At 67.7% G+C, this 23,904-nt stretch carries 23 protein-coding genes; 13 read left to right on the top strand and 10 right to left on the bottom strand.

Annotation, left to right across the window (positions count from 1 at the left end):
- Window positions 1-245: 245 nt before the first annotated feature.
- On the top strand, window positions 246-1,535 hold the full coding sequence (locus CLV68_RS12315; RefSeq protein WP_170224244.1) for a helix-turn-helix domain-containing protein: 1,290 nt from the start codon (window positions 246-248) through the stop codon (window positions 1,533-1,535).
- Here CLV68_RS12315 and mmuM read toward each other — a convergent pair.
- Entirely contained in the window at window positions 1,532-2,425 is an 894-nt protein-coding gene (mmuM, locus tag CLV68_RS12310) for a homocysteine S-methyltransferase (RefSeq protein ID WP_121390473.1), read from the bottom strand. The genes CLV68_RS12315 and mmuM overlap by 4 nt on opposite strands.
- A 221-nt stretch (window positions 2,426-2,646) precedes the next feature.
- The gene (locus CLV68_RS12305; RefSeq protein WP_121390472.1) at window positions 2,647-3,741 is read right to left on the bottom strand and encodes an exonuclease domain-containing protein; all 1,095 of its coding nucleotides are present in this window, start codon (window positions 3,739-3,741) and stop codon (window positions 2,647-2,649) included.
- 295 nt (window positions 3,742-4,036) lie between these two features.
- Between CLV68_RS12305 and CLV68_RS12300 the strand changes: the two genes are divergently transcribed.
- The 6 genes from CLV68_RS12300 (at window position 4,037) to CLV68_RS12275 (ending at window position 9,665) form a co-directional block, all read left to right on the top strand.
- Entirely contained in the window at window positions 4,037-4,615 is a 579-nt protein-coding gene (locus tag CLV68_RS12300; protein WP_121390471.1) for a hypothetical protein, read from the top strand.
- 41 nt (window positions 4,616-4,656) lie between these two features.
- A complete protein-coding gene (locus tag CLV68_RS33345) occupies window positions 4,657-6,069 on the top strand; it encodes a hypothetical protein (RefSeq protein WP_147459959.1) in 1,413 nt (470 codons plus the stop codon).
- Between the two features lie 800 nt (window positions 6,070-6,869).
- Window positions 6,870-7,979, top strand: a complete 1,110-nt coding sequence (locus tag CLV68_RS12290) for a sigma-70 family RNA polymerase sigma factor (RefSeq protein WP_211346480.1) — start codon at window positions 6,870-6,872, stop codon at window positions 7,977-7,979.
- The gene (locus CLV68_RS12285; RefSeq protein WP_121390468.1) at window positions 7,976-8,221 is read left to right on the top strand and encodes a hypothetical protein; all 246 of its coding nucleotides are present in this window, start codon (window positions 7,976-7,978) and stop codon (window positions 8,219-8,221) included. Before CLV68_RS12290 ends, CLV68_RS12285 begins: the two co-directional genes overlap by 4 nt.
- Before the next feature lie 170 nt (window positions 8,222-8,391).
- Window positions 8,392-8,688: a hypothetical protein gene (locus CLV68_RS12280; RefSeq protein ID WP_121390467.1), complete on the top strand. Its 297-nt coding sequence runs from the start codon at window positions 8,392-8,394 to the stop codon at window positions 8,686-8,688.
- Between the two features lie 209 nt (window positions 8,689-8,897).
- Complete coding sequence (locus CLV68_RS12275) at window positions 8,898-9,665, top strand: hypothetical protein (protein WP_121390466.1); 768 nt, start codon at window positions 8,898-8,900, stop codon at window positions 9,663-9,665.
- A gap of 626 nt (window positions 9,666-10,291) precedes the next feature.
- Here CLV68_RS12275 and CLV68_RS12270 read toward each other — a convergent pair.
- Both CLV68_RS12270 and CLV68_RS12265 read right to left on the bottom strand, forming a co-directional pair.
- Window positions 10,292-11,140 (bottom strand): class I SAM-dependent methyltransferase, encoded by an 849-nt coding sequence (locus CLV68_RS12270; RefSeq protein ID WP_211346479.1) that lies wholly within the window; start codon window positions 11,138-11,140, stop codon window positions 10,292-10,294.
- 228 nt (window positions 11,141-11,368) lie between these two features.
- On the bottom strand, window positions 11,369-12,358 hold the full coding sequence (locus CLV68_RS12265) for an aminotransferase class III-fold pyridoxal phosphate-dependent enzyme (RefSeq protein WP_121390465.1): 990 nt from the start codon (window positions 12,356-12,358) through the stop codon (window positions 11,369-11,371).
- A gap of 295 nt (window positions 12,359-12,653) precedes the next feature.
- Here CLV68_RS12265 and amaB point away from each other — a divergent pair, with 295 nt between their 5' ends.
- Window positions 12,654-14,183, top strand: a complete 1,530-nt coding sequence (gene amaB, locus CLV68_RS12260) for an L-piperidine-6-carboxylate dehydrogenase (RefSeq protein ID WP_121390464.1) — start codon at window positions 12,654-12,656, stop codon at window positions 14,181-14,183.
- 204 nt (window positions 14,184-14,387) lie between these two features.
- Here the strand turns inward: amaB and CLV68_RS12255 are convergent, their stop codons facing one another.
- A complete protein-coding gene (locus tag CLV68_RS12255) occupies window positions 14,388-14,960 on the bottom strand; it encodes an EF-hand domain-containing protein (protein WP_246009777.1) in 573 nt (190 codons plus the stop codon).
- A 197-nt stretch (window positions 14,961-15,157) separates the two neighbouring features.
- Between CLV68_RS12255 and CLV68_RS35605 the strand changes: the two genes are divergently transcribed.
- Window positions 15,158-15,283 (top strand): hypothetical protein, encoded by a 126-nt coding sequence (locus tag CLV68_RS35605; RefSeq protein WP_281274658.1) that lies wholly within the window; start codon window positions 15,158-15,160, stop codon window positions 15,281-15,283.
- Window positions 15,284-15,903: 620 nt separating this feature from the next.
- Here the strand turns inward: CLV68_RS35605 and CLV68_RS12250 are convergent.
- Window positions 15,904-16,323: a hypothetical protein gene (locus CLV68_RS12250; protein WP_246009776.1), complete on the bottom strand. Its 420-nt coding sequence runs from the start codon at window positions 16,321-16,323 to the stop codon at window positions 15,904-15,906.
- Window positions 16,308-16,871: a DUF2867 domain-containing protein gene (locus CLV68_RS12245; protein ID WP_121390462.1), complete on the bottom strand. Its 564-nt coding sequence runs from the start codon at window positions 16,869-16,871 to the stop codon at window positions 16,308-16,310. The genes CLV68_RS12250 and CLV68_RS12245 overlap by 16 nt, the downstream gene beginning before the upstream one ends.
- A gap of 70 nt (window positions 16,872-16,941) precedes the next feature.
- On the opposite strand from CLV68_RS12245, the gene CLV68_RS12240 reads away from it, so the two are divergent.
- Entirely contained in the window at window positions 16,942-17,532 is a 591-nt protein-coding gene (locus CLV68_RS12240; RefSeq protein WP_121390461.1) for a TetR/AcrR family transcriptional regulator, read from the top strand.
- A gap of 242 nt (window positions 17,533-17,774) precedes the next feature.
- Window positions 17,775-18,296: a DUF4386 family protein gene (locus tag CLV68_RS12235; protein WP_121390460.1), complete on the top strand. Its 522-nt coding sequence runs from the start codon at window positions 17,775-17,777 to the stop codon at window positions 18,294-18,296.
- 137 nt (window positions 18,297-18,433) lie between these two features.
- Here CLV68_RS12235 and CLV68_RS12230 read toward each other — a convergent pair whose 3' ends face one another.
- Window positions 18,434-19,882, bottom strand: coding sequence for a multicopper oxidase family protein (locus tag CLV68_RS12230; RefSeq protein ID WP_121390459.1), 1,449 nt, complete (start codon window positions 19,880-19,882; stop codon window positions 18,434-18,436).
- A 256-nt stretch (window positions 19,883-20,138) separates the two neighbouring features.
- On the opposite strand from CLV68_RS12230, the gene CLV68_RS12225 reads away from it, so the two are divergent.
- Window positions 20,139-21,302: a sensor histidine kinase gene (locus CLV68_RS12225; RefSeq protein WP_170224242.1), complete on the top strand. Its 1,164-nt coding sequence runs from the start codon at window positions 20,139-20,141 to the stop codon at window positions 21,300-21,302.
- Window positions 21,299-21,955 carry a response regulator gene (locus CLV68_RS12220; protein WP_121390457.1) on the top strand — a complete coding sequence of 219 codons (657 nt, stop codon included), beginning with the start codon at window positions 21,299-21,301 and terminating at the stop codon, window positions 21,953-21,955. The genes CLV68_RS12225 and CLV68_RS12220 overlap by 4 nt, the downstream gene beginning before the upstream one ends.
- A 166-nt stretch (window positions 21,956-22,121) precedes the next feature.
- On the opposite strand, the gene CLV68_RS12215 is transcribed toward CLV68_RS12220, so the two are convergent.
- Window positions 22,122-22,721: a hypothetical protein gene (locus tag CLV68_RS12215; RefSeq protein WP_121390456.1), complete on the bottom strand. Its 600-nt coding sequence runs from the start codon at window positions 22,719-22,721 to the stop codon at window positions 22,122-22,124.
- A 6-nt stretch (window positions 22,722-22,727) separates the two neighbouring features.
- Complete coding sequence (locus CLV68_RS12210; protein WP_147459958.1) at window positions 22,728-23,894, bottom strand: L-histidine N(alpha)-methyltransferase; 1,167 nt, start codon at window positions 23,892-23,894, stop codon at window positions 22,728-22,730.
- Between the last annotated feature and the right edge of the window lie 10 nt (window positions 23,895-23,904).

Raw genomic sequence — 23,904 nt, 5'->3', positions numbered from 1 at the left:
AGTTGCCAACCTGCCCTCCTTGACGCTCGTCTCGGTCACCGATGACCACGTGATCTGCGTGGCGCGTCGCCCCCTACCTGGCGGCATCGGCGGACAGCGCCGTTAGCGCTACGTACACAACTAACTACGGACCACTGCGACGCGGGAAGGGTGTGGGAGTTAGACCCACACCTGGACAGACAAGTTGATCTATGGCACTGGCTAGGCTGGGAGGAGGTGTTGTCGGACGAACTCTGGGAATCTGGATGACTGGTCGACGCGAGGACGTCGGGGCGCGCTGGCACTCGCTGGGGGCCAGCTTGGCCCGTTGGCGAAAGGCTTCGCCGCTGACGCAGTCGGACCTCGGGCGACTGACGCACTACTCGCGCACCAGCATCTCGCACATCGAGGCAGGACGGCAGTCCGCTCCGAGGAGCTTCTGGGAGGCGGCCGACCAGGCGTATGAGGCCGGTGGCGCGCTGCTGACTGAGTATGACCGGGCCTACACTTACCAGGAACGCGCGAGGATCATTGAACTTGAGCAGGCGCAGGAAGACCGAAAGGCGCAAATCGCCAATGGTTCTCCGTTCGGCGGGGCGCCAGCACTATTGCACCCCAATATTACCGCGCTTCCTCACCCACTTTCGACTAAGGTAAGGGTGGATTCGGACTACATTGAACGGCTGCATGGCGAGATCAAGGGCTTCGTCCGCCTCGATCAGCAGTATGGCGGTGCGGTCACTTCCCCGTTGATCGTTCAGGCGTTCAAGCAGGCACGTCACCGGGTCAAGACCTCAGAGATCCAGAAGGGCCTTGCGCGCGACGCTGATGCGGCCACCGCCGAGCTGGCCGAGGTCGCGGGTTGGAGCCTCTACGATGCGGAGAGGCACCAGCAAGCTCATGAGATGAACGTCGAAGCTCTCAAGTTGGCCCGGCGAGCGGGCGACCGGAGCATGGAGCTGTTCATCATGCAGAACATGTCCATGCACGCCAGCCACCTCGGCCACGCTCAAGAAGCCCTCGACATCGCCAGGTCCGCTCTCGACGCAAAGCTGACCCCACGGCTTCAGTCGCTGTTCCGGCTGCGCGAGGCGCGTGCTCTGGCCGAGCTCGGCGCCGACGGAGACTCCCGTAAGACCTTCCGTCTAGCCCGGGACCTGCACGCCGACGGCGTCTCCGACCGCGACCCACACTGGGCTTGGTGGGTCGACGACGCCGAGTTCGCCTGGCACGAGGGGAAGATCCAACTGGACCTGGGCGAGCGCGGCAGGGCACTCGACTTCTTCGACCTGGCGGCCAACGGCATCTCCGAGCACCGCGTCCGCACCTTCTACAGCTACCGCGCCTCAGCCTTCGTCGCCCACGTCATCAACAAGTCCTGGCCCGACGCCGAACGATCGATGAAGGTCCTGCTGGGCCACATCGGGCTCGTAGGCTCCCGCCGCGGCGACCGCACCGTCGAACACGGTCTCGACCTCCTCGACCGAACCGCAGCACCAGGAACCATCACCGACTTGGCCCGCGCTCTCCGCAAGGCTCTCGCACTCACGATCTAGGACTTGGTCTCGTCGAGCACCGCGGCCAGCTCCGCGATCTGCTGAGGAGTCACCCGGCAACAGCCACCCACCGCAGTCGCTCCGGCTGCTACCCACTCCCGGGCCATCCCAGCGGTGAACGCGGACGAACCCGACCACTTACCATCCCACTGCTCACCGCTGTTTGGGTACACGATGACCGGCTTGTCCGTCACCGCTCTGGCAACCTCGATCGCAGGGCCGACTTCTACCGGCGAGCAGCAGTTCACCCCAACGGCGATGACCTCGCGGCTGGCCGCCACAAGGCCGAATGCCTCATCCAGCGGCTGACCGGCCCGAGTCCGACCGCCCTCCACCGTGTAGCTCAACCACGCGGCTGTGCCGATTTCCCCAAGCACCGCCACCAGCGCCTCAGCCTCATCAACATCGGGCACGGTTTCACACGCCAGCACATCCGCCCCCGCGTCCGCCAACACGCTCAACCGTGGCCGATGCCAGTCCGTCAACTCGCCCACGCTGAGCCCGTATCGACCGCGGTACTCCGACCCATCTGCCAACGCCGCACCGTATGGGCCGATCGACGCCGCTACCCAACGCTGATGCCCGTCCTCCGCCAGCTCAGCACGAGCCTGCTGCGCCAGCTCGACTCCCCGCCGAAACATCAGCTCGGCCTGACCGTAGTCAACACCACGGCGAGCGAACCCGTCGAAGGATGCCTGATAGGTGGCCGTCGTCGCCACCGACGCTCCAGCCCGGTAGAACGCCACGTGAGCGGCAACGATCACGGCTGGATCGTCGATCAACAGTCGAGCTGACCACAGGTGGTCAGAAAGATCATGACCTCGTGCCTGCAGCTCGGTGGACAGGCCCCCGTCAAGTGTCCTGATCGAGATCGCGTCGGAGAGGTCCACCCGATCAAGTCTAGAGCGAAGGCGAGGCCGAGCCTCTTGGCGCCTCGTGGAGGCAACTTGCTGTCAGGTGTCGGCTGACTTGGACTGGGGCTTGTTCCACAATTGGCGGCTTGTGCAGAGTTCATCCTGGGTGGGGACTGACGATCTGCGCTTTGGCGATGGAGACGAGCCGGGTGCTGCCTGGCAAGGTCACCATGTCCAGGCAGCACCCGATGCAGCCACTATCGCCCGTACTCGGCGTCATAGACTCGCTGGAGCTCCGCGGCGCGCTGTTCGTCACAAGTGCTACTCGGCAACTCGGGATCACACCGGATCTTCAACAGACGAGACCGGATCGCGCCTGGGGTCCGCCTGAACTGGGTGGCCAGCTCCTTGCGTAGCGTCTCAGCCAGGGCGCCGGGGTCTGCTGCCAGCCATTCCTCGCGTAGCGAGGCATCCAACTCCGGAGTCCAAGAGGCGCGGGCGTTGGCCGGTTCTCCTGGCTGGGGTGCCGCTGGTCGTGTGCGTACGGGCTGGGCAGTGTCGCCGAGGTCAGGTCGGAGTGGCCAGTATTTGGCTGACGCTCGGATCTTGGCGATCCGCTCGCGCATCTGATCGGTCTTCTCACTACTGGCACCGCGGGCCACGAGTTGCTTGAGTTTGCGTTCCTGGCGGTTGGCGTAAGTGTTCTCCTGGGTTTGGAACCAACCAGCTTGCCGCTTGTGCAACTCATGGAGGTCAAGCAGGCCAACTGCTTGCGGATGGCGCTTTGCCAGCAGCCAGGCCAGGCGGGCCGTTGCGATCGCGTCCTCCGCGCTGGAGTGGGCCGCATCCAGTCGAGCCTCGTAATGCGCGCATACGTTGGCCAGTGTGCGCCTGTCGTCCCAGCCACTAACCGGGCGCAGATGTCGATCGATGCACAATGGGTCGATCACCGATCCTCCGAGCGGGAGACCGCGACCGTGGTAACGACGCAACTCGGCGTCGAGCATGGTCAAGTCATAGGAGGCGTTAAACGCGCACAGCGGCGTGGTGGGCGTCCACAGTTGAGCCAGATCCGCGGCGACCTCAGCGACAACGTCGGCTGCTGGTCGTCCATCATGCTGGGCCTGTTCGGTGGTGACGCCGTGCAGCCTGGTGGCCTCGACCGGGATGTCCACGCCAGGATTGGCCAGCCAGTTGAGCGTGGTCACCTCGGTTGTTTCGCCGGGCAAACCTGGGGTGATGATGACTATCGATGCGGTCACGATGCGATCCCGGTGAGGGTCGACGTCGGTGGTCTCCAGGTCCAACGCAATCATAGGCCCAGACGCCCATGACGTTACGGGGTTGTTCATGCGCGCAAAGTAACGAGAGGGTCTGACAATCCTGGACTGTGGTCGTCACACGATCGGGCGAAAGATCGAGATCTTGATCTTGGGTCGCGCGAAGCGCGCAAGTCCGATCGAGGTCGCCGTCAGCCGATGCGTGCCTCTGACCTGGGGCGTCGAGTTCAACCAAGAGGGTGATCGAACGACTCCTGTCAACGCGTCGGCGTTCAAGTGGCTGCTGTCCACGACGGCAGACCCATCGAGCGACACTCCGAAGGTGTCCAAGTACGCTCATGCGCGTCGCACGCGTTAAGCTTGAGTCATGTCGGCCGCCGAGTCTGTGCAACAGGACGGGATAGATGGCGTCGACTTCGCCAAGCGTTGGTTGGAAAGCACGACCTGGATTGATCTCCCCTTCGACGCGTACAATAATGCTCCAATTTGCACGTTGACGCGGCTCGATAACAAAATGAAAAGGTACGACCTGTTCGGAAGTATCCATACCTCGCCGCCGAGTCCGGTCTATGTTGAAGTGAAGAACTATACATCGACCGGAGGTAAGCAGGGCGAGGAGTATTGGGAGTTTCTCGCCAACGCCTACAGTATTACTGCTCGCGATATTAAAAACGGTGAAGACGGGCGACGCGAGTTCATGTGGATTACGCGGCATCCCTTCAATCAGACAGACTGGACAGCGTTGACTTCGGCTGGGCGCATAAATGCGGCCCTGGGCAAGCATCCCGAAGTTCTCGACGGTCAAGCGATTGACATCGACCTACTGTCGACAGTGGCCGACCGCCTCTGGCTGCTTGTCGTCCACCAGCGCCAGGAGGGGCTCATGCTCAGCGCGGAGGAGTTGTCGATCGTTGAGAGTCGACTCAACCGCAAGGGCAAGAAATGAATGCCCGCGGCGATGCTGTGGCCGAGAGGGTCCGGTTGGCAATGGCGTCGACCAACCCGCACGAAATCGTGACAGGAGTGAAGCAAGCCGTCACCGAAGAGGTCGCCTCGCTGACCCCTGACGCAAAGATCGTCGCAACCGAATACTTCAATCATTCGTATATGCCCGACCTGGTTGTCGAATGGCGCGAGGCAGGCAAGTCGGACAGCAGGCCGATCTTCATCCGAAACACACTTAGGCCATCGACCGCCGCTGAGGTTCAAGCACTCGCCGCGCGAGAGCCGATGATGGTGTCGTTGGATTCTCGGATCGAGCCTCCGTCCGCGCTCCGCCGCCAAGCGCAGGAGGCTCGCCGTGTGCTGGTGACGGATCTAGCATCCCTGGCTGAGGTGGCTGCGCCCGCAAGCAGTGAAGGATCCACCAACCTCGGCGGACCTGGCGAGCCGCTGGTGCGCCTTATTCAAACCAACCTGGTCAAGGGTGGCAGAGGGCTGCTGACCGCCGACGATGCCGGACGTCTCATCCGCAGCGCAACACCCGAAACCGAGGACAGCAACTTCAATGCAGACTTTCTGCACTCGTTTCAGGAGTCGACTGAGGAAGTCTTCACCGAAGACGCTGCGCTTCGTTTGCAACGTGCAGCCGAATTGCTCCACCTCGGCATCTCGCCCGAAGATGTCCGCCATTCTGAGACCGCATTCGGCGGAGAGTTGTCAGATGTCGAATTGCGAGTATTGCTTCCGTACCTGCTCAACAACCTGAATGCGGTCACCAAACCTGATCTGTGGATTCGTATCGGTTCGATGATGTCGCTTGAGCGCCTAGAAGACATGACCGACATCCTCGAAGATGTGGATGTCAGTCCGCTGGTAGTCGCGAACGCACAGATATGGCGAGCGCGTCGAGCGCAACTAGTGATCGACAACGAGTCGGAAGCACTCGATGGTGATCAAGAAGAACACCCGGCAGCCCAAGACGAGACTGACTCCGAGACTTCAACGTGGCGTGTCCGCAACCGGATGTTGATCGCCAACGTCGGCCGATGGCGCGTGCTGGTCACGACCGACGCGCGCAGGCTGCGAGGTAGAGACGGAAGCTTGGCCGCCCGATGGGACGACATTGCTGAACTGCTGAGTGGGTTCGCATTGGATGCTGTCGATCTACGTGGCGTGTCGCGTCGCATCCTGGTCAGCGCCGAGCAGAGCGGTGACGTCCGAGGAGACGTCAGACTCATCCGCGACTCCATCGAAGATAGCTTCCATGTCACCGAAGTCCATGTCCGACGCATCGGCGACGACACCGCAGACTCGGTCATGCGCACTGACTTTGCTGACATGACCGTCTCGGCCACCAACGGTGCTCCGATCTCCTCGATCGTCTCCGCTCTTCACCTACTTGCTCACCGTTGGCCAGCCGACTTCACGTCATTGATTGATCGTTCAGCACCAGCATGATCACGTTGGTGCGATCGGTTCCGAGCATGTCACCAAAATGTCGGGACCAGTTACCCGTTAGCGGAGTCGCAGACCGTCACAGTGCGCCTGCTGGACTATCTGGCTGACTCCTAAAAGTTAGATTGGGTCATCGGCTCCAGTTGTCGCACCTCAGATAGAGTTTCGTTCCACGATCAAGATCAAATAGTGATTCGTGGCGATCGGAAGTTGCCGGAATTGTGCGTAACACGCACCAGCGACTCAGCCCGGCCAGCGACTCGCGCAAGCCGTGATGGCGTGCGGCCCGCCCCGGCAACCGACCCGGCCGAAGGCCAGTACAACTCCTACGGCGGTGCGCCGCCTCCACGACCCTTCCCCGATCTACTATGCGGGCAAGCCTTGGAGCTGCCACGGGCTTCCGGACGAAGCGGGCCAGCCGAGGTCACGCGGTTTGTCCGCGGCCTGGTGACCGGAGGCTCGATGCGGGCGGTGGGAACGGGTGGACCTTGGGGTCGGGCTGGATGAGCGAGCGGTCCTCGGCCTGACCTCTAGGTACGGGAGTGCGGAACCATCGCGCGTTGCGTCAACTCTGTGGGGACCGCCGCTCAAGGTGAGCGGCTGGGATCCTGGGGAGGAAAGCTCTGGAGGACTGGAACGGATCGCGGTTCGAGTGTCGTGAGCAGGGTATGAGAGCAGAGCAGGCAAATGCTGAGGCCGCGGTCGGTGCCACGGTGACGGGGGTACGCGGTGGTCGTGCCGACGTCGTACTTGACACCAGTGACCACCGCGCGACCTCAGATCTGTACCCGAGATTGTGGACGATGTCACCGGCACCGCTGTACCGCCGGATGCTGCGCGCACGGGAACCTGAGGCGCCGGAGTTCGTGACGTTGCCGATCAGCGGTGGTAGCAGCGAGCTGACCTTGGCCATGACCGGCCAGATCGCGAAGTGGAACATGCAGTGGGAGGCGGCGCAGTTCCGCAGGCGGGTGATCGCCGAAGCGGATCTAAGTCCGCGGATGCTGGCGATCGCGGAGCAGGGTGACATCAACGTCGTGTTCATCCCTCGAACCAGGTCGAGGTACCACGAGTACGCGCCGCTGTTCCACTTGCTACCGCGGACGGTGGTCGAGCGGCATGGCCTGCCCCTCCTGCACGGTGGGCAGTGGCCGTTCGTGGCTGAGCACACTCCGGTGGACCCGTACCTCCCCGTCAACTTCTCGGAGGCACTATCCAGGGCGTGGGCCTCGGTCGTGTGGCGCGATCTGGTTTCGGGGTCATCGATGGCCGCGTTCACTCGGGACGACCCTATGCGTCTGCTCGCCCACAACCTCGATTTCTGGCTGCCCGCGGTGACATCAGTGGTGCAGGCGTTGCTGTCCGAGTTTCCCCAGGTCGGTGATGCCGTAGCGCCGGAATCGCCGCGCCTGGCCGACGGCTCGCCTCTGACTGGCACCTACTGGGGCGTTCCACGTCAAGGTGGGGATGTATGGCTAGGCGAGGCCGACGCCGCAGACGTCAGGGACATGGTCGTCGACGAGGCGGATGCCAGCGGCAAGTTGCGGGAGATCATCGACGCGATCAAGTCGAACCGCGTGGCCGACGACTTCTCGGACCGATGGAGCTACGCCAAAGAAGACTTCGAGCGCAAGATCCACCACAAACGCCTGAAGATCAAGGTCACGTTCGTCGAACTGCCCGATGGGGTGCCTGTCCACGGCCCGGAGACGGAGGTCATCGATCGCGTCCTCGTCGGTGACTTCATGACGCTACTCAAGCCCAAGGACCGCGAACTCATCATCCTCCTACGCAGCGGCATGACCAGCCTCACCGACATCGCCGATCAGATGGGCTACGCCAACCACAGCGCGGTGTCCAAGCGCCTGGACCGAATCCGCAAGCGCGCCGCCAGCTTCTTCGAGGCGTCATGAGCATCCTCGGCACCCATATCGCCACGCACTGGATCATCCCGCTCCTGGGAACCTTCCTGCTCCTCCGGTCGCTGGTCGGCATGCTGGCCGACCAGGGGACGTCGTTCCGTATCAAGATCGGTATCACTGGCGTACAGATCGACTGGAATAAGATCAAGACCGAGGACGTTCAGGACACCGACACCTCCTGCAATGAACTGAGCAGGACCAACGATGACTGCACTCCAACGCGGTCCAACTAGCCCAACCGCAGCGCAATCTCCAAGCGCCTTACCAAGATCAGAAGGCTCGCCAAGCATCACCTTGGATCTCGTTGAGAACTACCTGGCGCGCCCGTCGCCGACAGGGCACGCCAAGATAACAACGGAACTGATTCGGAGCTGCAGCATGGAGCCGGAGATAGGCTGACGTCGTGACCTCACGCATAGAACTCGACCTGCCCTACCCGGGGGACACGTTGCCCCTGGGTGACCTGGAACGTTTCGTTGACCACGCCCGCCAAGCAGGCGCAGACTCGGCGACGCCCTTGATAGTCGTCGGTGCGGACCAGGACGACAGCATGACCATCGGGCTGCGTATCGAGTTCGAGAGCACCAGGCAAGACCTGATCCGCTTGCTCGACGAGATCGACAGCAACGATGGAGACCCTCATGCGCAGCGTCGAGCCACCCGGGAACTGCGGGAGCACCTGACCAAGTCGACTGGGTAGCCCCTGCGGCGATCGGGCAGTTCTACCACTCACGACGATGACGCGCCACGACCCCAGTGCGGACTCGGGATGAGTCAGCGTGATGTGGATACGGCGCGTCAGATTGCGATTTCCACCAAGATGTCAAGAGTCGATGAGCTAGAGCGTCAACCGACTTCAGCCGGAGTCACCATCACTGCTCAACTTATGCATCCAAGCCAGGTGACCTCATGAATACTCGCGCACTCTTGGACGGCCACGAGTTCGACCTCGCCGCGCTCGCGCGCCGATTCTCCGAAGGCGACCCTCGCATCATCGTCGCCGACGGGGGAACCTTTCTCGAAGCGTCCGCCCTCGGCAGCGCGGACTTCACCGACGGCGGACAACTCGTCGAGATCGCATCCGGCATCCTTGCTCGGCTGAACGGTTGGGCCACGCTTGACGACCCCAGCTACCGACCGGTCAAACTCGGATACCGCTTCCACCGCGATCACCCGCAAGGTGGCGGCTCCGACGCCCACCTCATGGCTGGCGATCAAGCAAGGCTCCGCGACGACCTCACGGTGGTGGTTGTGGGCACTGCCGAAGCGCGCATGAGCGCCTTCCCGGTCATGACCGTGGGCGGAGCCACATCCAGCCAACCAGCCACGCCTGACGGATATCGGCAACTCAAGCGTGCCACCGACCATCCCGACGTCGACGACCTTCTCCTGCTGCTCGGTCGAGCCGAGCATATTGGCTGGGACCAGCTCTGGAAAGCAATGGAGATCATCAAAGTGGCCTGCGGCGGCAAGGCGGCGCTGCTAGCGACAGGCTGGGTAACCTCTGACGACCTCGACGAGTTCGGCTACGCGGCCAATCACCCTGACGCCAGCGGCACAGACGCGCGACACGCCCGACGCCCACCGGCAACCCCACCAGGTCGAGTCATGTCGCTCGCGGAAGGGCAACAATTCGTCCGCGACCTCAGTCGAAGGTGGGTCGACTCCCTGCCCTGAACCACCCCGACGTAGCCAAGTGGCGAGTAACTCTCCGCAACAGGGACCTAGACCTCCGGCGCCTCTGGTAACAAGATCAGATGGGGTTTCGGTGGGGATCGGAACCAGATGCAACGCGCCTCAACGCCGACCAACTCGCCGCAACTGGTAATGCTGACCTGCGGAAACCGCAGTTTCCGCAGGTCAGCCCATCATTTGGCAACCTTGACACGGTAGGGGTCACTGGTTCAATCCCAGTATCGCCCACCAGTTATCTACACTGGTGACAAGCCCCGTCCTCCACCTCGGAGGGCGGGGCTTCAGTGGTCAAATGGAGACGATGGAGAGACAGCGGTGTTCTACCGTCGCCGTCCTTGGTCAACAGGTGGCGTAGGTGTGGTGGCCTTCGTGGAAGGGTGAACCACGGCAGGATCGCTGGGCGTGATTCTCTGCGGCCGGAGCGTCGGGGTTTGCGCTGTCCCAGGCTCCAGAAGCTCTGGCGGAAGTTGGACCGGCCGCCACGGGTGCACTTCGGGAGTGGTTAAGGCGAACGCGCGACGGGTGCTGTCGGGCAGCAGTTCGTAGGATGCCGCGATACTCGGCGACGACTGCGCCGATCGCATTCCGGCCGGTGTCTTCGTGGGCGGTCATGTGTTGGTCAGACTGTTGTAGGGGATGGTCAGGTCTCGCGGTGGTCGGGACAGGTGCAGCGTTGCGTGGAAGCAGCCCTCGGTCTCTCTTCCGGTCGGGTCGGCCCCAGTGGCGGTGACGGCGGCGACCGCGTAGCGCTGCTCGTCCAGATCGGTGAATCGGCGTTGCACCACGGTGTGCTCCGCGTCGGCCTCGGTGACCAACCCGTGCTCGGCGAGGGCGTCGGCGATGTGCCTGTAGGAGCCCGTGCGCAGGACGAACGCGGCGACCCACGGCGGTTCGGTTGCGGCGCTGAGCAGCTGGTGGAAGGTTCTCGCGGACAGGAAGCTCACGCCACCGGTGACCGTGATCAGGCTGACGGCACCGGCTGCCTTCACCAGCGCAGGCGAGGCGGGGCCGGTTTCCAGGTTCTCGGTGAAACCGGCGTCAAGCAGGCCAACCGCCACCGCGTACTCGATCGCGGGGGCGGAGATGTCCACGCCGACCACCGGCACGGCGTCGTCACGGCGACGGGACGCGTAGAACTCCTTGTCCTGCTCGACCAGGTCGGCCACTTCCAGCTCCGTCGCCCACGGCGCGGTGTAGCGGGCGTAGAGGTCGTCGAGGGTGAGGTGGTGGTTGAGCAAGGCGGCGTTGACGCCGTACGAGCAACACAGGTCCAACACCGTCCCCGACCTCGCCGCCACCAGGCGGCGGAACACGGACTGCGCGTGGTGCGGGGTCTGGTAGCCGAAACGCCCGAGACCGCCGAAGTAGGCACGAGGATCAGGCCGGAGATAGATCCCGTCGAACGGCGTCCTGCCTACCGGTGTCTGGGCCATGTCCTCGACCTTGGTGCCATCCACGGCGGTGCCGCTACCGCGAACCGGGTGACAATCCCTTACCGCGGCGCGCTCCTCGGGGAGACGCCGGCGGGGCGCGGGTCGATGTCCGCGACCGCTGCTGCCGCGCGGAGGAGTGCCGATCGCGGTTGACACCTCGGTTCCACAGTGGACGCCGCGCAGGCGGGCCGGGCCTGCGCCGTGGTCGACCGCCACCGGCACCACCGAGCCACTCAGGGGTGAGAGGTGCGGTCAGGCGCCCAGCGCGCGGACGGACTCCGCCAGCGCGTCGAGACCGAGGTCGAGCTCGTCCTCGGTCACCGTCAGCGGGGGTCGGAACCGCAGCCCCCGCGCCCCGCACGGCAAGACGATCACCTTGTGCTCGTGGTGCATCCGGGCCAGCACGTCGTCGCGGACCTTGGTGCCGGGTAGGTCGACCGCGCACATCAGTCCGCGGCCGCGCGGGTTGCGCACCGCGTCGGGATGCTTGGCGGCCAGGGTTGTCAGCCCGTCGAGCAGGTGCTTCCCGGTGCGGGCGACGGTGTCCAGGAGTCCGAGTCGGTCGACGGTCTCCAGCACGCGGGTGGCACGCACCATGTCCACGAGGTTCCCGCCCCAGGTGGAGCTGATCCGCGAGGCGACGGCGAAGACGTTGGTGGGCACCTCGTCGATCCGCCCACCGCCCATCACACCGCACACCTGGGTCTTCTTGCCGAAGGCCACGAGGTCCGGGCTGAGCCCGAGCTGCTGGTAGGCCCACGGCGTCCCGGTGATGCCGCAGCCGGTCTGGACCTCGTCGAGCACGAACAGCGCGTCGTTGTCGTGGCAGAGCCGTTGCATGGACCGGAGGAATCCGGCACTGAGGTGGTTGTCGCCGCCCTCACCCTGGATGGGCTCGACGACGAAGCACGCGATCATCCCGCCTGCCGCCGCGAACGCGGCCTCGGCCGCCTCGAACGTCCGCCGCTCGGCCGCGCGGTTGGCCCGCTCGTGCTCGACAGGCGGGTGTCGCAGGGCGGGCGAAGGTATGCGCGGCCAGGTGAACTTGGGGAACCGAGCGGTCTTCGCGGGCTCGGTGTTGGTCAGGGAGAGCGTGTAGCCGCTGCGGCCGTGGAACGAGTGCTCCAGGTGCAGGACCTGGAGGCGGTCGACCTCCTCCTCGGCCAGGCCCGCTTTCTGCGTCTTCCAGTCGAACGCGGCTTTGAGCGCGTTCTCGACGGCGAGCGCGCCGCCCTCGACGATGAGTCCCCCCTAGCATCGAGATCCCCGCGCGGCGCCGAGTCGAGAATCCCCAGGAACCGGTAGAGGTATGTGGTGGAGCGGAATCATCACACCGGCGATTGTGGACAGTTATCCGTCCATTGTGGATTAGTCTGGTACTTGCCAACCGAAATGATGCTAACAGGGTGGGGCTTGACGAACACCGCCATCGGGGTGATCGCGCAGTATGGCGAAAACGGTTGGAAACAACGGTTCCCACGGTCGACGACTGGATCGGCAATGATGTCAACCTCCGCGAGAAGGCGGGCACGCGGTGATGGCCGTCAGCGGCACGGCGGAGGTCAACGCCCGAGTGGTGACCGCGCTGAAGCGGTGCGGGGTCGACTTGGCGGCGTTCGCGGGCGACGGCCTCACGGCGCGCACACCCGTCACCGGCGCGGCCCTGTTCGACCTCCGCGCGCACGGCCCGGAGGAGGTGGACGAGGTCGTCGACGCGGCGCACCGGGCGTTCCTGGCCTGGCGGACGGTGCCCGCGCCCGTGCGCGGCCTGCTCGTCAAGCGGTTCGGCGCCCTGCTCACCGAGCACCGCGCCGACCTCGCCGCGCTGGTCACCGCCGAGGCTGGCAAGATCGAGTCGGAGTCCCTCGGCGAGGTCCAGGAGATGGTCGACGTCTGCGACTTCGCCGTCGGCCTGTCCCGCCAGCTCTACGGGCGCACCATGCCCTCGGAGCGGCCGGAGCACCGGCTGATGGAGACGTGGCACCCGCTCGGCGTGGTCGGGGTGATCAGCGCGTTCAACTTCCCGGTCGCGGTGTGGGCGTGGAACGCGGCCGTGGCCCTGGTCTGCGGCGACACGGTGGTGTGGAAACCGTCCGAGCTGACCCCGTTGACCGCGCTCGCCTGCGCGGCGCTGCTCGACCGGGCCGCCGCGGAGTGCGGCGCGCCGCCGCGGCTCAACCAGGTCCTGCTCGGCGGGGCGGACACGGGCGCCCGGCTCGTGGACTCGCCGCTGGTGCCGCTGGTCAGCGCCACCGGGTCGACCCGGATGGGCCGGGAGGTCGGGCCGCAGGTGGCCGCCCGGTTCGGGCGCAGCCTGCTGGAACTGGGCGGCAACAACGCCGTCGTGGTCGCCCCGTCGGCGGACCTCGACCTGGTGGTCAACGCCGCGGTGTTCGCGGCCGCGGGCACCGCGGGACAGCGGTGCACGAGCCTGCGCCGGGTCATCGCGCACGAGGACGTGGTCGACGAGGTCGCCGACCGGCTCGCCGCGGCGTTTCGCACCCTCCCGGTCGGTGACCCGTTCCAGGACGGCACACTGGTCGGGCCGCTGGTGCGGGGCGCGGCGCACGATGCCATGCGGGCGGCCGCCGAGCGCGCGGTGGCGCGAGGTGGGGTGGTCCTGGCGGGTGGCGGTCGGGAGTTGGTGGACGCGGCACCGGAGGCGTACTACATCCGGCCCGCCGTCCTGCGGATGCCCGAACAGAGCGCAGTCGTGCTCGAGGAGACGTTCGCGCCGCTGCTGTACGTGCTGTCCTACCAGGACTTCGCGGAGGCGGTCGCCCTGCAGAACGGTGTGCCGCACGGGCTTTCGGCCGGTGTCTTCACCCGCGACCAGGCGGAGGCGGAGCGGTTCCTGGCCGCCGACGGCGCCGACTGCGGCATCGTCAACGTCAACATCGGCACCTCGGGCGCGGAGATCGGTGGCGCCTTCGGCGGTGAGAAGGAGACCGGGGGTGGGCGCGAGTCCGGCTCCGACGCCTGGCGCGCGTACATGCGCCGCGCCACCAACACCGTCAACTTCTCCGGCCGGGTGGCGCTCGCCCAGGGAGTGGACTTCTCCCGCTGAGTCGAACGGCGCCTCGAGCGGAGGCGGGAGCCATGCCCGCGAAACCGAGTCGTACCAAGGTGATGGCGCTGTCGTGCGACAGCCAGTTCCTCATGGTGAACTTGCCTGACCCACAGTTTGTGCAGGTCAGGCTCGTGACCGCGGTGCGAAGGCGGCGGGGTCGGGGGGCCAGTGGTCGCCGCGTTCCCAGCCCGCGACCGCGGTTCAGCGGTGGGGGTCGCCCAGCCACCAGTTGCCCGGCGCGTCGGGGTCGGGGCTGGTCCAGTACTCGATGGTGGCGTTGATGAACTCCCCGGTGGAGAGGGTGCCGTCGCCGTCGGTGTCGAGGTGGGCGAAGGCCGCGGCCGCGTCAGCCGCGGAGAGGTTGGGGAAGTGGCCGCGTTGGAAGGCCAGGAACTCCCTGGGCGACACCGTGCCGTCGGCGTCGACGTCGGCGAGGTCGAGGAACGCCTCGGCCAGCGCGCCCAGGGTGGCGCGCGCGGTCTCGGGGTCGCCGGTGAGCGCGCCGGTGGAGGTGATGAAGCTCGCGCGGGCGATCCCGGTCTCGCCATCCGGCACGTGTGGCAGGTGCACCTCGCGCCAGATCCGCAGGTACGTGTCGACGATCCGCCGCTCGCCGGGCGAGCCGGGCACGTGCCCGAGGGCTTCGGCCACCCGCTCGCCCATGAGCACGTGGTCGCGCTCGTCGAGGACACCGTCACCGTCGGCGTCCAGGTGGTCGAACCCCCGGCCGATCTTCGTGGTCAGCAACTCGCCCAGGTCCATGATCACGATCATGGGTCGGGTCGCACCACCGCTCAAGGGTGGTCACCGGGTCGGACGAGCACCGGTCGGCCGGTGCCACGGCTTCTCGAACACCGGCATCGGGTGCGAACCCGGGCGACCTTGGGAACACCGTCCTCGGTCGACCGGACCGTTGCCGGAAGTCCGCCGCAGGCATCCGGGCGGTACCGCGGTGGAGATCGTGGCCCTTGGTGGCGCTGGAAGCCCGTGGACTGGGCACCGCGGTGCTGGCTACGTCGAATCGAAGGCCACGTGTCGCGGGCACCTCGCCGCTGATCTTCGCCATCCACGGCGCTGGTGGTACCGGCAAGACCTGATCGCCCGGCACGGTGGACGGCGGTTGGCCGTGGACGTCATGTCCGACACCGAGGCGCGCGAACTGTTGGACCGACGCCTGGGTGGTCAGCGGCCGAGGCCACGGCGGTGACCGAGTTGATCCGGCTGTGCCACGGGTACCCGCTCGCCCTGGGCATCGTCGCGGGCCGCGCCCACGCCCACCTGGCCAACCGGCTGCTGGACAAGCACCGGTCGCCCCCCGACCTGGATCCTCCGGCGCACGGCGGTCACGTCCCACCGCTGCCTGAGAGGCCCGCGCTCTCGCCTGGTTCGACGCCGAACACACCGGTCCGCCCGCCATGCAGCACGCCGCCGTCGCACACGAGCGGTTCCGCGTCGCCTGGCAACTCGCGTGGGTGTTCGAGACCTACCTCGCCCGACGTGGACTCCGCCACGACCGGCTCGCCGCGTGGCGGATCGCCCTGGCTTGCTCGCCCTGGCGTGGGATCGGTCGGGTGACGAGCAGCGCGCCCTGGACCACGCGGACCAAGCCCGCCGCCGCTACCCCTTGGTGGAGAACCCACTTGGCCCTGGGGTGGCTTCCGGCGCAAGGGCCGGGCCGCGCGACGGCAACCACTCCCCCGCCGACACAGGGCCTGCGTCACCGTCCGGGACGGACTCTCCACACGAGCAGCGATCCGGCCACCGCGATGACGAAGAACGGCGACGGTCCCAACAGGACCCCGGCGACCAGGCCCCACCCGATCAGCACCCACCCGACGACCGCGGGCACCCGTACCCCGAGCCGCCCCAGGTGCCAGATCAGGCCGCCCAGCAGGACCAGCGGCACCGCGAACCCCCCTGGACCGGACCAGAACGTCCCCACCTCCGCCGACGGCGCCGCCCCGTCGAGGAAGGGCACGACCGACCACAGCCCGTCGCGCACCCACCCGCTGACACTCGGCCACGCCACGACCGGGATCAACGCGGCGTGCCCGATCCCCAGCACCACGAGGATTCCGCCCGCGACCGCGTACCGGCGAGCACCCGCGGTCCGGTTCGCCTTCACCGACCCAGCCACGCGCGCTCCCACTGCCGGGTCATCGCCGGGTAGACCACCAGGTACCGGAACGGGGCGATGGCGGCCATGTACGCGCGCCCCCACCAGCCGTTCGGCTTGACCAGGACCGTCATCCGCAGCTCGTACTCGCCGTCCGGTCGCCGGGTCCAGCCCAGGTGCATCACCGCGTGGACGGTCTTGTTCGCCAGTTCCCGCGCGCTCTCGGTGTCCAGTTCGTACACCGCCCTCAGCGGCATCGATGCGCTGTCCCGGCCGCGCGGGGCCTCCCGCAGGTCCGCGGGCAGCCGGTCCCGCAGCGAGGCACCCGGCAGGCGGTCCCGGTCCCAGCCGAACAGCTCGCCGAGCCGCCACCGCGCCTTGAACAGCCACCGCGTCGACGGCGGCTGGTAGTCGCCCGAGGAGCGCAGCGCCGCCAGCATCGTCGGGAAGTCGTCGGGACCGGCGCCCGGCGTGCGGAACGACCAGGTGTCCTCGACGCGGAAGTCGGCGGTCATCTCGTGGATCCGCCACGGCAGCACCGCGTGGTCGGCGGTCTCCAGTCGGGTCATCACTCCCCCACTTCTATGTTGACCAACACAGAAGATGCTAGCTGGCAGACGTTCGGTAGGCTGACCGCTTGTGACCCGAAGCACGCGACGCGCCGAGACGAGCAGGCAGAGCCGCCGACTGCTGGTCGAGGCGGCCACCGCGCTGTTCGCCGAGCGCGGCTACCGGCGGACCACCTTCGAGGACATCGCCACCCGCTCCGGCGTCAGCCGCGGCTCCATCCCGTGGCACTTCGGCAGCAAGGAGGGCCTCCTGGCAGCCGTGGTCGAGGACATCGCGACCCGGCTCACCACCACGGCGGGCGCCCTCGACCCCGGCACGGTCGACCAGGTGCTCGCCACCCTCACGGCCTTCACCCGAGCCCCCTCGACCGGCCTGTTCGCCAAGCTCATAGTCGAGGCGGAAGACCCCGACGCACCCCTGCGCGAGGTGTACGTCGGCCTGCACAACGCGATCCGCGCCCAGGTCCGCGCCTGGGTCACCCGCCTCCCCCGCCCCGACGGCGTCGGCGCCGAGGAGTTGAGCACCGTACTGCTGGGCGTCGTGATAGGGATCCACCAGCAGTGGCGCGTCGCCCCCGGGGCCGTGGACCTCGACCGCACCTACGCGACGCTCGCGGCCCTGCTGCGTTCCGCTGGCATCACCGCTCCCACCGCGCAGTAGCAGGCCGGATGCTCCCAAGCAGGTCGGACAACGCGGATCCGGCTGCCGGGGGCGTTCGAGACCTCGGCAGCCCCACCCCGGCGGAGTTCGTCCGCGAGCGGGCGGCGTCCCGATCCGGCCTGACGTACCGACAGTCGGCCGAGCACCCGATCGTTTCCTGAGGGTCCCCACAGCGACCGCTTTACCAACCTTACAACGTAAGTGTATATCTATCCGCACTTACGTCGTAAGGGAGACCTCCGATGTCACCGAGAACGACGGCCACCCTGGTGGCCCTGCTGTTCCTCACCTCGACGGCGTCCTTCGCCGCGGCCGACGCGATGCCGGGCACCGCGGCCGGAGCGGTCCTGCTCGCCTACACGGGCCTCGCCGTCGCCGGGATCGGGATCGCGCTGCTGCCCATCCTGCGGCCGCACAGCCCGATCCTCGCGACCGCTTACCTGGCGCTCCGACTCGGCGAGTGCCTGGTCCTGCTGGCAGCAGCAGCCGACCTGGTCACCGGGCCCCTGCTCGTCTACGCGTTCACCGGCGCCGCGGGCCTCGCCCTTGCCATCGTTCTCGTGACCTCCCGCCTGGTCCCGCTCCTGCTGGCGGTGCTCGGCGTCATCGGCTACCTGTCGCTCCTCGTCGGCGCTGTCCTCGACCTGCTCAACCTGTCCTCACTCGACTCGGGTCCCGGCATCGCGTTCTACGTCCCCGGCGGCCTCTTCGAACTCGCGCTCCCGGTACTGCTCCTCGTCAGGGGTTTCGCCACTCCGCGTTAGTCGCGCGTCCCCGGCCGGTGCGAGCGGGAGTTGTTCCGGCGCAGGTTGACCCTTCCCGTGAGACCTGTGTTCCGGGTCGGCGGTGGGTGCGGGAATGTCCGCCTGAAGCGCCAGTCGTCGACCCGCTCGCCGCCGCGTCAGCGGTGGTGAGCGGGGGCCGGTAGCTGCCGGGACACGCCGTCCTCGGTGCCGGGGGCGACCACCACGAACTGGCCCATCATGCCCTGGTCCTCGTGTCGCAGGATGTGGCAGTGGTACATGTACGGGGTCCGCGGGTCGGTGTGCGTTCCGAAGCGCACCGCGAGTCGGACCTTGGCCAGCTTCGGCACGTACACGGTGTCCTTGGGGCCGCGCAGGTACGCCTCGGGTTCGGCGCCGTTGACCTGGAGCACGCGGAACGCCGCGTCGTGGATGTGGAAGTTGTGGGTGTAGGTGGTGTTGTCGATCTCCCAGATCTCCTGCGCGCCCGCGGGGACGACCTCGTCGATCCTGGTCAGGTCCATCGGGCGGTGGTTGATCTCGAAGCCGGTGAGGACGAACCGGCGGACGCGGGCGTTCGGGGCGGGGTGGATCGGTGGCTCCGTCGAGAGCACCGCCGGTACCGGTGGTACCTGCCGGAGCCTCGGTTCGGCGTTGAGCGACACCAGGTCGAAGTCGCCGCGTTCGATGGCGTTGGCGCCGTCGGAGGTGTCGCCGGTGCTGCGCAGCAGGACCTGCTCGCCGGGGGTGAACTCGGCGACGATCTCGAGTCGTTCGCCGGGGCTGAGCACCACCCGGTCCGCGTCGACCGGCGCGGGCAGCAGGCCGCTGTCGGTCGCGATCACCTGGAAGGTCCTGCGGTCGGCGAACCCGACGCCGTAGATCCGCGCGTTCGAGGCGTTGAGCAACCGGAACCGCACCCTGGTGGTGGTGATGTCCAGGAACGGGCCGAGGGTGCCGTTGACCAGCACGGTGTCCCCGGTCAGCCCGAAGGTGCCGTCGAAGCTCTCGATCATCGCGCCGCGCTGGTCGAAGCGCTTGTCCTGGATGATCACCGGGATGTCGTCCACACCGTACTGCCGGGGCAACTCGGGGGCGTCCGGGTCGTCGAGCAGGAACAGGCCCGCCAGGCCGCGGTAGACGTGGCGCGCGGTCTGCTCGTGCGGGTGCGGGTGGTACCAGCAGGTCGCCGCCCGCTGGTCGATCGTCCACTCCGGACTCCAGATGCTGTCCGGGGCGATGACCTGGTGCGGGCCGCCGTCCATCACCGCGGGCAGCCGCATGCCGTGCCAGTGCAGGGTGGTCGGGTCGCCGACGCGGTTGGCGACCGCGAAGGCGACCCGGTCCCCCCGGCGGGCCCGCAGCGTGGGCCCGAGGTAGGTCCCGTTGATCCCCCAGGTATCAACGGGCCTCCCCGGCAGGAACTCCGTCTGTCCACGCCGCAGGGCCAACTCGAACCGGCGCACCCCCGAGGCGTCCACCGGCGGGTCGAGCAGAGGCGGGATCCGCAGCCGGTTGCCGAACCCGCTCGTGACCGGTCCCGCGGCGGTGTCGCACCCCGCGAGTCCGGCCAGCGCGAGGGCGGTGAGGAAGCTGCGGCGTCTCATGGCGGCAATCCTGCCGACACGCCAAGGGCGAGCACATCAGCCGCGGACGGTATCGCCGGGTGTCCACGTCATCCCCCGGCGGTACCTCGGCAGACCGACGCGCGTACCCACCACAGTGGGCGATGATCTGGCCGATGAACGGTTGCCCCACTCCCACCGCGCCCTGGCACCACCGGGTCCGGCACCGACCGCCCGTCCCCCGCGCTGTGCTGGTGCGGGAGGGTGTGCGCGCACCGGCGACGATCGCGTCGGCGTGGTGCGCCGAACGGAGGCCATGGTGACAAGGCTCGCCCCGCGGGTGACCGACGGCGCGGTCGGTCTGCTCATCGCGGTGCTCATGCTCATCGCGGGCCGGACCGGCATCGGCCCCGAGGGTCCGGCCGGGGAGTTGGACGCGGGGGCGGTCGCGCTGGCCGTCGTCGTGGGGGCCGCCCTCGGTTGTCGGCGGTCGGCGCCGCTCGCCGTGCTGCTGAGCACCAACGCCGTCACCGCCGCGTGGTTCCTGCTGGCGTACCCGGGCCGTCTGGTCACCGTCACCGCGCTGATCGGCTGCTACACGGTGGCCGCGGAGCGCGGCTGGCGCTGGGGCTCGGCAGGCGGGCTGCTCACCGCCGCGGTCTCGGCCGTCGTCGTGCACACCACCCTGGACGTGCCGTGGTTCGACGACCGCGCGGTCAACGCGCTGTGCCTGGAGGTGGTGGCGGTGGCGCTGGGCGCCGCGGTGCACTACCACCGCGCGTACGCCGCGGGGTCCCGCGAGCGGGCCGAGCGGATCGCCGAGGCGCGCGCGGAACAGGCGCGGCTGCGCGCGGCCGAGCAGCGCCTGGAGATCGCCCGCGAGCTGCACGACGTGGTCGGCCACACCATGGCCACCATCAGCGTGCAGGCCGGGGTCGCGGTGCACGTGATGCGGCGGCAGCCCGAGCAGGCGGCGCACGCGCTCAGCACCATCAAGACCATCAGCGACGAGGGGCTGGCGGAGGTGCAGGTGCTGCTCGGGGTCCTGCGGGTGGACGGCGATGCCACCACCCGGGGTGGTCTCGCGCGGCTGGACACACTGCTCGACGTCACCAGGGCCACCGGCACCCCGGTGGAGCTGACCGTGCGCGGCGACCGCCTGCCGCTGCCACCGCGGGTGGACCTGGCCGCGTTCCGGATCGTGCAGGAGTCACTGACCAACGCGCGCAGACACGCACGACCAACCAGCGTCTCCGTGCGGCTGACCTACGGTCCGACCGCGGTGGACCTGGTGGTCCGCAACGACGGTGCCGCGACGGACACCCCCCGCGCGCCCGCGGGCGGACACGGCATCGACGGCATGCGCGCCAGGGCCGCCGCGCTCGGCGGTACCGTGGCGGTGTCGAGCGAGGGGGACCACTTCGAGGTGCGGTGCACACTGCCTGCTCGGGACCGCGGATGATCCGGGTGCTGATCGCCGACGACCAGTCCCTGGTGCGCGCGGGCTTCCGGGTGCTGATCGACTCCGAGGACGACATGGTCGTCGTCGCCGAGGCCGGTGACGGCGCGACCGCCGCCGAGCTGACCGGCGGCACCCGCCCCGACGTGGTGCTGATGGACATCCAGATGCCCGGAACCGACGGTCTGGAGGGCATCCGCCGGATCACCGCCGACCCCGACCTGGCGGCCGTGCGGATCCTGATCCTGACCACGTTCGACGACGACGCCTACGCGGTCGCGGGCATCTCCGCGGGCGCCAGCGGTTTCCTGCTCAAGACGACCGCCCCGGCGCAACTGCTGCACGGCATCCGGGTGGTGGCAGGCGGCGAGGAACTACTGGCCCCCGGTCTCACCCGCAGACTCATCGCCCGGCTGACCACCCCGACGCCACCGGCGGTGGACGACACGACCTTCGCCGACCTCACCGCCCGGGAACGGGAAGTGGTGACCCTCGTCGCCGAGGGCCTGAGCAACGACGAGATCACCAAGCGACTGTTCATCAGCCTCGCCACCGCCAAGACCCACGTCAGCCGCGCACTGGGCAAACTCGGCGCCCGCGACCGCGCACAACTGGTCACCCTCGCCTACCGGCACGGCCTGGTCCGACCCGACTGACCCGCCGGGCCCTCGCGGTACGAGGAGATCGCTCCGCTGGTCGTGTCCGAGACCTCGGGAGCGCCTGCGTGCGAGATCAGGGGGATTGTGCGTACTCGTGAAGAGCGGTCAACCATCTCGTCATCAACCCGGGCACGGTGCGGGCGCTGTCGATCGTCGGGCGGGGCTACCGGAACGGCGACGTGATCCGCCTCGACGGCGCGCCGCGCATGGTGCCGAGGTAGGCCAGCACCTCGTCCAGCAGGGTCCGCACGCCCTGGACGAAGCTGCCCGCGCTGTGCAGGGCGCGGTTGAACTGCTCGACCTCGTCGGCCGAGGCGCTGGTGAACATCAGGGTCTCGGTCAGCTCCAGCCGCCGGTTCACCGAGCCGACCGAGCTGCGCCAGCGGTGCAGCAGGTCGATCAGCTCGGCGTCGCGGCGCGGGCTCAGCGCACCGGAGGCGAACGCGGAGTCCACAGCGGACTGGATCAGCCGGGGGTAGAGCCGCCTGCCCACCGGGCCGTCGGCGCTGAACGCCTCGCCTGCCAGCGTCTCCAGGTTCCGGTTCAGCTCGACCCCGATGGACTCCAGTGCCTGGTTGCGGCGTTCGCGCTGGGCCGCCCACCGCTCGGCGAAGATGCCGGTCATGCCCGCGAGCAGGGCGAGGGTGTTGACCGCGGGCTCCCAGCGCTGCCCGTCCGGGGAGACAGCGAACCAGACCACGCCGAGGACCAGCGCGACCACGAGCGCGCCGAAGGTGACGACCGTGATGACGATCCGGGTCATGCCGGGTCAGTTCTCCCAGATCTCGTCGGCCCTGGTCCGCTTCCCCGGTTCGGCGGGCGGTGCGGGCGCCTCGCCCGGCGCGAGCAGGAGCAGGTCCATGCCGAACCCCTGCGCGCTGCGCGGCGCGGAGAAGTCCGAGTGCGTGGCGGTGACCTTGCGCATCCCCGCCGCGTGGACCATCTCCTCCTGCGCCTTCCGCAGGTACTTGCGGGTCAGGTAGAGCCGGATGGTGTCGCCCTCGGGGAACGGCACGCGGGTGCGGTCGGGCAGCATCATCTGGATGTCGCCGCCGGTCTGGTTCTGGTAGATCACCTTGACCCGCAGCGCGCGGTCGCCCTCGACCGCACCGCGGAAGCGCACGGCGTCGGTGTTGATGGTCAGGTCGGTGTTGTGCAGCAGCGCACTGGTGACGAACTCGCGGTAGGCGCGGCTGCGCGAGTACTCCTCGACCGCGTCCTGGGCGAGTTCGTCGGACACCGCGTCGGTGCTGGCGACCTCCAGCAGGAACCGGTCCTGCGGGCGCGCCAACGCGGTGAGGTTGGTGAGCAGTTCGGCGTCGTCGTCGAAGTTGGCCAGCGTGTTGCCCAGCAAGGAGTACAGCACCGGCTCGTCGCCAACGAGCCGGTGGACCAGGCCGCGCAGCTCGGTCAGGTTCTGCGGGATGGCGAAGTCCACCTGCACCGGCACCACCCGGTGACCGGGCAGCCGCACCCGGCGGGTGGACTCCTGGGTGCCCAGGCGCAGCATCTCGGAGCTCATGTCGACCGGCAGGTAGACCATGTCCGGGTTGCGGTCGAGCAGGTGCTCGACGATCAGCCCGTCCTTGTGGCCGGTGCCGACGCCGAAGCTGACGTAGTGGAAGCCGTCGCCGAGCTTGCCGCGCACCCGGCCCCAGCGGCGGGTGAACGAGTCCAGGCTCTGCTTCATGACCAGGTAGAACGGGTCGGTGCAGGCGTGCGCCCACGCGATCGTCGGACCGATGCCCCAGTAGGCGTACCCGGAGGTGATCTGCTTGCCGTCGCCGGTGGTCGACAGCTTCCCGCGCAGGTCACTGGTCAGCGCGGCGAGCTTGTCGCGCTGGTCCTCACCGACCAGCACCAGCGACCAGGCGAAGTCGGACTCGGCGATGGCCTTCGCGAGATCGCCGACCATCCGCTCATCGCTCGCCGTCACCGGTCGGCCT

Origin of the sequence: Actinokineospora cianjurensis, assembly GCF_003663795.1 — a bacterium.
In the GTDB taxonomy this organism is placed as follows: Bacteria; Actinomycetota; Actinomycetes; order Mycobacteriales; family Pseudonocardiaceae; genus Actinokineospora; species Actinokineospora terrae.
Note: the sequence above shows the minus strand (reverse complement) of the source record. Positions and strands in the feature narration are given on the sequence as shown.